6 protein-coding genes are annotated in these 12,834 nt (G+C 36.4%); all 6 read left to right on the plus strand.

The window, feature by feature from the left end; all coding sequences use genetic code 11:
* Positions 1–11 precede the first annotated feature (11 nt).
* The 6 genes from FJV36_RS10715 (at position 12) to FJV36_RS10740 (ending at position 12,811) form a co-directional block, all read left to right on the plus strand.
* A complete protein-coding gene (locus FJV36_RS10715) occupies positions 12–1,253 on the plus strand; it encodes an MFS transporter (RefSeq protein WP_158729852.1) in 1,242 nt (413 codons plus the stop codon).
* Positions 1,254–1,382: 129 nt separating this feature from the next.
* Complete coding sequence (locus FJV36_RS10720; RefSeq protein WP_158981076.1) at positions 1,383–3,479, plus strand: GDSL-type esterase/lipase family protein; 2,097 nt, start codon at positions 1,383–1,385, stop codon at positions 3,477–3,479.
* Positions 3,480–3,686: 207 nt separating this feature from the next.
* A complete protein-coding gene (locus FJV36_RS10725; protein WP_158981078.1) occupies positions 3,687–4,874 on the plus strand; it encodes an AGE family epimerase/isomerase in 1,188 nt (395 codons plus the stop codon).
* A gap of 56 nt (positions 4,875–4,930) precedes the next feature.
* Positions 4,931–10,528 carry a LamG-like jellyroll fold domain-containing protein gene (locus tag FJV36_RS10730; RefSeq protein WP_158981080.1) on the plus strand — a complete coding sequence of 1,866 codons (5,598 nt, stop codon included), beginning with the start codon at positions 4,931–4,933 and terminating at the stop codon, positions 10,526–10,528.
* Positions 10,529–10,753: 225 nt separating this feature from the next.
* On the plus strand, positions 10,754–11,875 hold the full coding sequence (nagA, locus tag FJV36_RS10735; protein WP_158981082.1) for an N-acetylglucosamine-6-phosphate deacetylase: 1,122 nt from the start codon (positions 10,754–10,756) through the stop codon (positions 11,873–11,875).
* Between the two features lie 54 nt (positions 11,876–11,929).
* Positions 11,930–12,811, plus strand: a complete 882-nt coding sequence (locus tag FJV36_RS10740) for a DMT family transporter (RefSeq protein WP_158981084.1) — start codon at positions 11,930–11,932, stop codon at positions 12,809–12,811.
* Positions 12,812–12,834 lie beyond the last annotated feature (23 nt).

The raw sequence follows: 12,834 nt of genomic DNA on the forward strand, positions 1-12,834 counted from the left end.
AGCATCAAAATATGAAAAACTCTAAATATTATCCTTGGTTAGTCGTGGCCTTACTCTGGATCGTAGCATTGCTGAACTATATGGATAGACAAATGCTAGCGACGATGAGACCGTCTATGGAAGCCGACATTCCTGAACTAGTTTCGGGCGAAAATTTTGGACGTTTAATGGCTATTTTCCTTTGGATCTACGCTTTAATGAGCCCTATTTCTGGTATAATTGCAGACAAATTAAACCGAAAATGGTTAATTATTGGTAGTTTATTTGTTTGGTCTGTGGTTACGTATGCCACGTGTTATGCTACAACCTATAATCAAATTTACTGGTTAAGAGCACTTATGGGTGTGAGCGAGGCCTTGTATATTCCGGCAGGATTATCTCTAATAGCCGATTATCATCAGCAAAAAACCAGATCGCTTGCCATTGGTATTCATATGACAGGGCTTTATGTAGGATCTGCTTTAGGAGGTTTTGGAGCTACAATAGCAGCAAAATTTTCATGGCATACTACTTTTCATCATTTTGGTATTATCGGAATTGTATACTCAATCGTGTTGGTTTTCTTTTTATACGATAAAAAAGCTTCAACAAAAGTTTTAGATTCAGAGTTTAATTCTACCCAAGAAAAAGACTCGCTTTTTAAAGGGCTGGCGCTTTTGTTTTCCAATATTTCATTTTGGGTAATTTTATTTTATTTCGCTATTATAAGTTTACCGGGCTGGGCAACAAAAAACTGGCTTCCTACCCTATTCTCGGACAACTTAAATATTTCAATGGATCAAGCCGGGCCTATTGCTACCATTACCATTTCATTCTCCTCGCTAATAGGCGTTATCATAGGAGGTATTTTATCAGATAAATGGGTTCAGAAAAACATAAAAGGAAGAGTTTACACCAGTGCTATCGGGCTGAGTTTAACTATTCCTGCATTATTATTAATTGGTTTTGGACATTCTTTGTTTCATGTTGTTGGAGCTGTTTTATGTTTTGGTATAGGATACGGAATGTTTGATGCCAATAATATGCCGATTATCTGTCAGTTTGTTTCCTCTAAACATCGGGCAACCGCTTATGGTGTTCTCAATATGACTGGAGTGGGCTGCGGAGCACTAGTTACATCACTATTGGGCAAATCGGCAGATTCAGGAACTTTAGGTTTGGGATTCGCCTTAATGGCGGGAGTTGTAGTGCTAGCTTTAGTGGTTCAAATTAGTTTTTTACGTCCCAAAGTCAATGATTTTACAGATGTGTAGCATGTAATTGTTCACCCCTTTTTTATAATTTAATAGTTGTTTTTTTGGTTTTTTTGTTAAGCCGGGGCGGAGCCATGCGTTCTGCCCTGCTTATAAATACCACCTGTTTTAATACTAGTTCTAAAGAAAATGAGAACAAAAAATCACAATATTCATCTTACAATCCTTTTTCTTTCAATGATTTTGAATCTTGAAATGATGGCACAAACCCCAATAAAAATAGCTTGCATGGGTGATTCTGTAACTGCGGGTTACCTATTAGTTAATCCGGCTACTGAATCTTATCCATCACAGCTTCAAGCTTTAATGGGCAGTCAGTATGAAATAAAAAATTTTGGATATAGTGGTGCAACACTTTTAAAACAAGGAAGCACTCCGTATTTTAAAACCGAAAAATGTGCCGAAGCCATTGCCTATCGTCCGGATATTGCAATTATTCATTTAGGATTAAACGATACTGATCCCAGGAACTGGCCCAATTATAAAGACGACTTTAATGCTGATTATTCATGGCTAATTGATGCTTTAAAAACACAAAATCCCAAGGTAAAAATTTTCATCTGCCGAATGACACCGATATTCAATGAACATCCCCGTTTTAAATCAGGAACGAGAGATTGGTTTTGGCAGATTCAGCAACATATCTCTGCAATTGCAAAAGCGAATCATGTTGGTTTAATTGATCTTCATGAAAAATTATACAATCGTCCTGATCTTTTCCCCGATGCATTACATCCCACAAAAGAAGGCGCTTCAATTCTAGCACAAACCGTTTACAGCAATATTACGCAAGATTTTGGAGGATTAAAACTACCTCCTGTTTTCACTGATAACGCTGTGCTTCAAAGAAATCAACCAATTGTAATTTATGGAAATGCAAATGGTGGAGACAAAGTAGAAATCACTTTAGACAATATAAAAGAAACTGCCACCACAAACGAATACGGAAAATGGAAAGTTATTTTTCCGGCCATGAAATCTGGCGGAACACATCAAATTACAATTTCATCAAAAGAAAAAAATATAGTTTTAAAAAATATATTAATTGGTGATGTGTGGTTTTGTTCGGGGCAATCAAATATGGCGTTCCCTCTTCAAAAATCAGAAAACGGAATGGCTGAGGTTAAAAAAGCAATCAACAATACTCATCTTAGATTATTTAATTTTGAAGCCATTGCCGAGACCGATGAAAAAGCTTGGGATTCAATTACTTTAGAAAAGACCAATCGTTTAGAATTCTTTTCTGGAAAATGGAAAGTATCCGATTCATTAAGTACCAAAGATTTTTCAGCCATAGCCTATTACTTCGGACAAAATATTGCGCACGAAGAAAATATTCCAGTAGGTTTAATACAAGTTACCGTTGGCGGATCTCCTATAGAATCTTGGATCGACCGCTATACTTTAGAACATGATGATAAAGTGGTTGATGTTTTGACCAACTGGCAAAAATCTGATTTTATGATGCCGTGGGTCAGATCCCGAGCCGATGAAAATTTGAAAAACACAAAAAATCCAAAACAACGACATCCTTACGGTCCCAGTTACAATTATGAAGCCGGTGTGACTCATTTTACTGATTTTCCCATAAAAGGAATTATTTGGTACCAAGGTGAAAGCAATGTACACAACATCGAATTATACGAACATTTAATGCCGGTCCTAGTTAAAAACTGGCGAAAAGCGTGGGGAACCTCCCTGCCCTTTTATTTTGTTCAATTGTCTGGAACAGCTCGTCCAGCATGGCCCTCATTTAGAGATGCACAAACCAAAATACAGAAAAACATCGCCAATAGCGGGATGGTCATTAGTATGGATTATGGTGATCCTACAAATGTTCATCCTATTCAAAAAAAGCAGATTGGAGAACGACTGGCACTTTTGGCCTTAAAATATACCTACAGAAAAAATATAACTGCAAACGGACCATCAGCTATAAAAGCAACACAAAAAAGAAATGCCATAATAGTTTCTTTTTCGAATACCATACAATTAGCTACAGCAAATAAAAAAGAACTAACCGGTTTTGAATTGATTACCGAAAAAGGAATCCGTATAGAAAGTAAAGCTACGATTGTTAAAAATGTCGTTTCAATAAACATTCCGCAAGGTGACAAGATAAAAACCGTTTTATATGCCTGGAAGCCTTATACCAATGCAAATTTAGTCAATGAAGCTAATTTACCGTGCTCAACGTTTCAACTAGATTTAGATCATAAAAATTGAAATACATAAAAACATAGATTTTAAGAAGTAAAAAAGAGAATTAAAGAAAATACATTTTTTCACATAGCGCTATTAGATTTATTTTTAAGTGAACAGCCTTTTTTAAAGAGTTCGCGAGTTATGTACCTATGTGTTTAAAAAAATATACACAAACAGATATGAAATCAACACTTTCAAACAAAACACTAAGTCTAAAAAACATATAAAATGAGTTACTCCAATACTAATCTCTTACACCTAAAAGATTTTTATCAGAACCAATTATTAAATGATACTGTTCCGTTTTGGTTTCCACAATCGATAGATACTATTCATGGCGGTTATTTACTAATGCGCGGACAAAATGGCGAGTTAATCGACGATGACAAATCGGTTTGGTTTCAAGGTAGAACTGCTTGGTTATTATCAACACTTTACAACACAATTGAACCCAAAGTAGAATGGCTCAACGGGGCCAAATCCGGAATTGATTTTATCAACCAACATTGTTTTGATACTGATGGAAGAATGTTTTTTCATGTAACCCGCGAAGGAAACCCAATCCGTAAACGTCGTTACTACTTCTCTGAAACCTTTGCTGTAATTGCCATGGGCGCTTACGCAAAAGCCAGCGGAGACGAAAAAATTGCAGAACAGGCACGTCATTTATTTGGAGAATGCATTAAATATTCGAGTACTCCAGGATTATTAGAACAAAAATACACAGGAGAGCGTCCGTCCAAAGGTATTGGATCGCCAATGATTATGATCAATACAGCACAACAAGTACGTGAAACCATAGGAGATCCACGATGCGATGAATGGATCATGAAATGGATTACCGAAATCGAGAATGACTTTGTAAAGCACGACATCAAATGTGTGATGGAACAAGTAGCACCAGACGGTTCAATAATTGATCATATTGACGGCCGAACACTAAATCCGGGACATGCTATTGAAGGCGCTTGGTTTATATTGCATGAAGCAAAATATAGAAACAACGATCCTCATTTAATTGAATTAGGCTGTAAAATGATCGATTATATGTGGGAACGCGGTTGGGACAAGGAACACGGCGGTATTTTATATTTCTGCGATGTTTATGGCAAACCCGTTCAGGAATATTGGCAGGACATGAAATTTTGGTGGCCGCATAATGAGGTTATTATTGCTACATTACTGGCGTACACCATGACTGGAAATGAAAAATATGCAACATGGCATAAAATGATTCACGATTATGCATACAATAAATTTCATGATAAAGAAAATGGAGAATGGTTTGGGTATTTACACAGAGATGGTACAGTAGCGCAAACGGCCAAAGGAAATCTTTTCAAAGGACCTTTTCATTTACCGCGTCAGGAATGGTACTGCCTTCAGATTTTAAATGAGCATTTGAAAAACGCATAGTTTTAAAATGACCAAAGAGTATAATTAAATTTCACTATTAACTAAAACCACAGATTATGAAGAAATTATTACACCAGTTTTGTTTGTTTTTTTGTTTTGTCCATTGTTTAAACCTTAGTGCTCAAAGCGGGAAGGTTTTAAAGTTAGATGGGGTCAATACGTATATGTCAGTGGCTGATCATACCGATTTAGATTTTGGCATAAGCCAAAATAAAACAATTACCTGTTGGGTAAAAACTACCACTTCTACGGGAACTCCAAGAATTTTTGCCAAACGAAATGCGGGTGCTGGAAACGGATATGAATTTTGGACAGGAAGCGGTGGCAATGCTGGTAAATTTGCTTTGAATATGCAAGGAACAGGTACACCAAATAGTATTAGTACTGCGGGTTATTCAAGTACTTCTATAGCTGATGCTACTTGGCATCATGTTGCCTTAGTTTTGGATGCATCCAGTTCAAGAACTTTATATGGTTATTTAGATGGTGTTTTGGTAAATACTGGAAAAACATTCTCAGGTACTTCTGATTTTTCTAATGCCTTAAGTTTTATAGTTGGAGCAACATCCGATGCAACCAATAGTTTTAAATGGGCTGGTCAAATAGATAATATTCGTATTTGGAATTTAGCCATGACAGCTACTGAATTACAAGCCGATATGGTTACCACAATTACGGGTCCTACTACTAATCTTTTAGGAGCTTGGGATTTTGAAAACGTTAGAGGTACAACAGTTCCAGATGTTTCAGGAAATAATCATCCTGGGACACTTTTTGGTTCTCCAACAACTCCAAATGCTTTTCCAATAGTTCTAGCTTTGGATGGTATAAATGATTACATGTCGGTTGCAAATCATTCCGATTTTAATTTGGCTGCTGGACAAAGTTTAACGGTTACTTGTCGAGTAAAAACTGCTGATTTCAATAAACGCATCCTAAGTAAAAGACCTGGCGGGTCAGGAATTGGTTATGAGTTTATTAATAATTCATCAACTGGAGGTCAGTTTGGAGTTAATTTAACCACAAGTGCTGGATCTGCAGGTCCTCCTTTTGGAACAACTACTATTGCTGACAATGTTTGGCATCATCTTGCCATGGTCATTGATGTAGCTACCACAAGTTGTAAAATATATGTTGATGGCACTTTGCAACAAACTAAAACTACTGCCAATATTGGGGGAACAAATACGGTTTCGAATACTGGAAATCTGTTTTTTGGAACTTTAAATAGTTTGTCTTCTTTTATGAATGGGCAATTAGACGATATTCGCTTTTGGAATAAAGCAATGACGGCTACCGAAGTCCTGACTGATAAAACCGCCATTGTTATTGGGACTGAAGCAAATCTTTTGGCGGCATGGGATTTTGAAAATATAAGTGGGACTACCGTTCCAGATATATCGGGACACAACCACCCAGGAACATTAAATGGAGGTGCTACGGTAATTGCTCAATCGAATACTATGCAAATTAATTCAGTAGCATTGGTTCAAACCGAATTACCAACAGGTATGGGAGATACAGACCAGCGTATAGTTGCGGTAAAAGTTTCTGCTAATGGTTCACTCTCTCCACTGTCAGTAAGTGCCTTGAAATTTACTATGGCAGGAACGACCAATATAGCCGATGTTACCAATATAAAAGTTTATTCTAACGGAACAACAGCTGTTTTTAATCTTGCTACGGCTACGTTATTTGGTAGTACAGCTCCAGCAACGGGTGCTCTAACGGTTACTGGCAGTAAAGCCTTGGTTCCTGGGGATAATTATTTCTTCATAACGTATGATGTTGCTGCCGGTGCTACCGAAGGAAATTTACTAGATGCAACTTGTGAATCTATTGTTGCCAATTCAGTTACCTACAATTCAGTAGTCAATACAGTTACAGGTAATAGAGTTATATTATTGGCCAATACCTTGTTGTTTACACCTGGAGATGCAGGATCTACGAGCTATCGTATTCCGGCAATCATCACTGCAGCCGATGGTTCATTGGTAACGGTAACAGATAAAAGATGGAATCATGCAGGAGATTTAGCTGCCAAAATTGATCCTGTGGTGCGTCGCAGTATTGATAACGGAAAAACATGGTCAGCTCCCTTAACCATTGCGAATTTCGGAGGGCCAAACGGTGCTGGGGATGCAGCATTGGTTATGGATAAAGCAACTGGGAATTTGATATGCTTATTTGTTGCCGAAAAAGGTTTCTTTGCCTCAACAGCAACCGCACCAATTAAATTACAATACTGTAGAAGCACCGATAACGGAATCACTTGGGGAGCTCCAGTAGATATTACCAATCAAATTTATGGTGCAGGATGCAGTAATCCAATTACTCAAAATTGGTTAGGGGTATTTATAGGTGCAGGAAGAGCCCATCAATTGCGCGATGGGACTATTGTAGCTGCACTTGTTGTTAGAGAAACAAGCGGTGGAATAAACAATTATATGATGTCTAGTACTGATGGAGGTATCACTTGGACACCTTCAACAGGGAGAGCAGAAACTGGTGGAGACGAAGCTAAAATTGTAGAATTGAACAATGGGAATCTGATGATGAGTATTCGTAATTCAGGAACCCGAAGATTCAATATTTCAACTGATAAAGGATTGACTTGGGGAACCGCTTACAATCAAGCCGATTTGACTGATCCCAATTGTGATGGCGATTTTATACGCTATACTTCTACATTAGATGGATATGATAAAAATAGATTGTTGCACACTATTCCTTTTGCAGGAAATAGAACTAATGTTTCTGTTTTAATGAGTACTGATGAAGGCGCTTCTTGGCCAGTTCGTAAAACCATTTTCTCTGGAGCTTCTGCCTATTCAAGTATAACGGTTTTACCTGATGGAACCATGGGAATCTATTATGAAAATGGAGAAAACTCAACGTATCAAATGTATTTTACACGTTTCAGTTTAAAATGGTTGACCAATGGGGCAGATACCTATACCGCCCCAAACTCTGCGGTTTCATTTTCTTCGATACCTCAAGATATGCAGTTTTACGGAAGAGACAATCAAAATTTAGCGACCGTTAAAGTTGCGGGTACTGTTGCAATTCCAAATTTGGATAAAATTAAAGTAGACTTTTATAGAGACGCTGTTTTTGTAAAAACGGTAGATCAAAATTTAGTTTACACTAGTGGGAGTGCTCCATTTGATTTATCAGGAACAATCAAAGCGGAGTTGGCTCAATATAAAATTATTGTCAGCACTATTGATTTACTTGGAAATGTAAACGTAGTAGCAGAAAGAAAAGATTTATTAGCCGGAGATGCCTATGTAATTATGGGACAATCAAATTCTCATCCAACACGTGTTGGATATACTTATACTAATCCTTTTTTAAGAAGTTATGGTATACAAACAAACAATACTAATTATGATGCTTATAATAGTAATGATCCAAATCAACATTTATGGGGTCTTGGTCAAGCAAACCAAATAGGGGTGGTGAGTTCTACTAATCCTACCTATTTTGCAGGCTCGTATATGGTAGGTGTTTGGGGATTAGAGATGATGGATAAACTTTCAACTACTTTACAGATTCCTATTTGTGTTATAAATGGAGGAGCTGGGTCTAGTTCTATTGAACAGAATCTACCGAGTACAACTAACCGTTTGGATCTTGCTACAGTATATGGTCGTACTTTATACAGAGTTCAAAAAGCAGGGCTTAAAAACAATATTAAAGCTGTATTTTGGCATCAAGGTGAAAAAAATGCTGACGGGACATTTACCAATTACCCAACAAACTTCGAAACAATGTACAATGCTTGGAAAACCGATTTTCCATCACTTTCTAAAGTTTATGTTTTTCAAACCAATTTAAATGGATGTTATGGAGGTGCAAGTGTAAATCAAGCTAAGATGCGAGAATGGCAACGTACTTTACCTTTAACTCATGCTGATATTACTGTTTTCCCTATGGCCGGAACACCTGGTATGAATGCTGGTGATGGTAATGAAATACCTTACTGTCACTATGGTTTACTAGGTTATAAAACAATGGGAGATCGTGTTGCTCAAGTATTGGAAAAAGATTTATATAACTTGCCGTCTACTGAAAATCCATTGGCCCCCAATATCATCAAAGCTTTTTACAGTAAAAGTGATAATACACAAATTAGATTAGTATTTGATAATAATAATTTAGTAGCTCAAAGCAATGTAGGGACTTACAATCTAAAGGATTATTTTTATTTAGACGGAGTTTCAGGTAATGTTTCATCATTGTCAGTTATTGGAAATACGGTGGTTTTGAATTTAACAATTCCTTCTGCAGCACAAAAGATTTCCTATTTATCTAATAGTTTGTATAATGATAATTCAACGGTTTATGCAGGTCCTTACTTAACAAATACCAAAAATATTGGAGCGCTAACTTTTAATGATTATCCCTTAAGTCTATTTCCAGTTAAAGCATATGATGACCAAATAGCGACTAATGAAGACACACCAGTTACTATTGCAGTAACTGCTAATGACACTGATGCACATGGAACGATTGAAGTGGCTACAGTAGATTTAGATCCAGATACTTCAGGAATCCAAACAACTTTTAGCGTTTCAGGCGAAGGAACCTACTCCGTTGATGCTTTAGGAACTGTGACTTTTACTCCAGTATTAAATTACAATGGAATCGCTTTACCAATATACTATACAGTGAATAATAGCCTAGGATTGGTATCAAATAGTGCCATTATCAATGTTATTGTTACGGCTGTAAACGATGTACCAGTAGCGGTCAATGATTCAAAAAGCACTAATGAGGACACACCAGTTACTATCGCTATTAAAACCAATGACACTGATGCAGATGGAACGATTGATGGAACTACAGTAGATTTAGATCAAGCTCTTTCAGGAATTCAAACAACGTTTACGGCTACAAATGAAGGAACCTACTCCGTTGATGCTTCCGGAATTGTGACTTTTACTCCAGTACTTAATTACAATGGGATGGCTACGCCGGTAAACTACACGGTAAATGATAACCTAGGATTGACTTCAAATAGTGCTACAATCAATATTACTGTTACGGCCGTAAACGATGTGCCAGTAGCAATCGATGATTTAAAAACTACCATTGAAAACACGCCAGTTACTATAGCAGTAACAATCAATGACAATGACGTAGACGGAACAATTGATCCGGCTACAGTAGATTTAAATCCGGCTACTTCAGGAATCCAAACAACGCTTAGCGTTGCAGGAGAAGGAACCTACGCGGTTGATGCTTTAGGGACTGTAACTTTTACTCCAGTATTAAATTATAATGGAGCGGCTACAGCGGTAAATTATACGGTGCAGGACAACCTAGGATTGGTATCAAATAGTGCCACAATCAATGTTACTGTTAATCCAAATACTACTTTGAACACAAATGACTTCAACATTGCTGCAAGGAGTTCTATTTCATCATTTCCAAATCCTACAACCGGAAGATTTGAGATTTCACTACCTACCGCTAGAAAAGAGGTTCTTATTGAATTGTACACTATGACTTCTCAATTAATTTCAAAATCAGTTTATCCTGTCGTAAATAATTTGGTTAGATTGAGTGTTGAAAATGAAGCTAGTGGAGTTTATATGGCAAAAATATATTTAGAAAAAGTTGTAAATATAAAAATCATAAAAAAATAAAAGTATCTATATCGGTTCATTTTTGTCCGATATAAATACCTAAAAACTAATTCAAGCTATTGTGTTCTTTAAACTAAAAAGTGTAACTCAATACAATAGCTTAGTTTTAAAAAGGCTCGCAGAGACGTAAAGAAAGAAGCATTGTCAACTGCAACTTCTTATTGACTTTGTGAGCTTATAAAATATAATTTAAAAAGGGTACTAAATAAGATGTAATTATAAAAAATGAAACAAGCGATTATCAATACAACCGTGCACACTGGTGATGAAATCCTTACCAACGGAGTCATTATTATTGAAAACGGAACTATCCTTTCAGTTCAAAAAGAAATCCCAGATGGAATTGACGTTATTAAAAATTTGAAAGGCAGTCATCTTTCGGCCGGATTTATCGATATTCAAATCAATGGAGGAGAAAAACAGTATTTCAGTCAGTATCCCACAGAGGAAACGATACAAGATATATATGAATCCAGTTTAAAATACGGAACCACACACACGCTACCTTGTTTAGTGTCATCTTCAAAGGAAACGATTCTTCAAGGAATTGACGCTATTCGTAATTACAAGACAAAACACAATAACGGAGTAATGGGAATGCATCTAGAAGGGCCTTTCTTAAATCCTTTGAAACGGGGTGCACATAGTATAAATCAAGTACGGATGCCTACAAATTCAGAATTAGAAGAGATCATTCGATATGGAAAAGATATTATAAAAGTCATCACAATTGCACCAGAATGCTTTTCAGAGGAACAATTGGATATGCTTTTGGAAAGCGATATTGTCATTTCAGCGGGGCACTCAACAATGACTTACAAAGAATCGCAATATTACTTTTCTAAAGGGATAAACTTAGTGACTCATTTATTTAATGCGATGACTCAGCTTGGACATAGAGAACCCGGATTAGTGGGAGCGACTTTAGAAAATGAAGCCATTTATGCACCCATTATTTTAGATGGAGCACATTGTGATTATGCCGCCGCAAGATTAGCCTATAAATTAAAAAAAGATAAATTCTTTTTAATTAGCGATGCCGCTTTTTTAGGTCGAAAAGTAAACAGTTTCAAATGGGAAAATTTTGATGCCCATCTAGAAAATGGTTTTTATAGAAATGAAGAGGGCAATTTAGCCGGAGCCAGTATTTCGATGGAAGAAGCTGTTCGAAATGCTTATGAAAATTTACAAGTGTCTTTAGATGAAGCTATAAAAATGGCAACCTGTAGGGTAGCAAGCGCGATTAAACTGGAGGATAAATTAGGTAAAATAAAACCCGGATATCCAGCTAGTTTTGTGCGTTTTGATGCTGATTTTTCGAAAATAGAATCATTGATTTTCAAATAAGTATAAAGAAAATATATTTTGAGTAAAAAAAATAAAGTTGAAAATTTACTAAATATGAGTAAGTTGAAAAACTTCAAACTCATTACTGCGGGGATAGCATTCGCTTTTTTATGGTCCTCTGCTTCAACAGCTACCAAGATTGGACTTACGTCTGCTCAACCTTTTGTAATTTCTATTTTTAGGTTTCTTTTTGCAGGTGGGATTATGCTTTTTGTTACTCATATAGTATTGCAAAATCGCTTGCCTGTAAAACGAGAATGGATTCAGATTTCTATCTATGGATTTCTAAATATTACATTTTATTTGGGTTTATATGTAATCGCCATCCAACAAGTATCAGCTGGTTTAGGAAGTTTAGCGGTAGCTACGAATCCTGTTTTTATAGCATTAATGTCAGCTTTTTGGTTTTCTCATAAAATCAAATATAAGAATGTTCTGAGTTTGCTATTGTGTTTCATTGGAGTGGTTTTGGCGGCTTATCCACTTTTAGAAAGTAGTTATGCAACTCCTTTGGGAATTATTATTTTATTGGTAAGTATGATCGCCTATTCGTTAGGGACGATATATTATTCTTGCATGAATTGGAATGATTTGCCCATTTTAACTATAAATGGCTGGCAGACTATTCTAGGAGGTGTTTTCTTGCTACCAGTTTTATATGCAACATACGATCCCAAAAAAAACAGTTTTGACACCTCTTTCTGGGCTTCTGTTTGTTGGTTAGCAATTCCAGTCTCCATTGGCGCAGTTCAATTTTGGCTGTATCTATTGAAGAATAATCCAATAAAAGCGTCGTATTGGTTGTTTTTATGTCCAATATTCGGATTCCTAATTGCCCACTTGATAATGAAAGAACCTATTTCGATCTATACCTTTATTGGTGTTGCTTTTGTTGTTTGTGGGTTATATATAGTTCAGAAGAAAATCAAATTATAAATTTAATACTTAATCTTTTACCT

Origin of the sequence: Flavobacterium sp. I-STPP5a (assembly GCF_009764685.1) — a bacterium.
Taxonomy (GTDB): Bacteria; Bacteroidota; Bacteroidia; order Flavobacteriales; family Flavobacteriaceae; genus Flavobacterium.

Bases quoted from the DNA above. Each gene is read 5' to 3' on its own strand.
- FJV36_RS10715 (WP_158729852.1), top strand. From the start codon at position 12: ATGAAAAACTCTAAATATTATCCTTGGTTAGTCGTGGCCTTACTCTGG.
- FJV36_RS10720 (WP_158981076.1), top strand. From the start codon at position 1,383: ATGAGAACAAAAAATCACAATATTCATCTTACAATCCTTTTTCTTTCA.
- FJV36_RS10725 (WP_158981078.1), top strand. From the start codon at position 3,687: ATGAGTTACTCCAATACTAATCTCTTACACCTAAAAGATTTTTATCAG.
- FJV36_RS10730 (WP_158981080.1), top strand. From the start codon at position 4,931: ATGAAGAAATTATTACACCAGTTTTGTTTGTTTTTTTGTTTTGTCCAT.
- nagA (WP_158981082.1), top strand. From the start codon at position 10,754: ATGAAACAAGCGATTATCAATACAACCGTGCACACTGGTGATGAAATC.
- FJV36_RS10740 (WP_158981084.1), top strand. From the start codon at position 11,930: ATGAGTAAGTTGAAAAACTTCAAACTCATTACTGCGGGGATAGCATTC.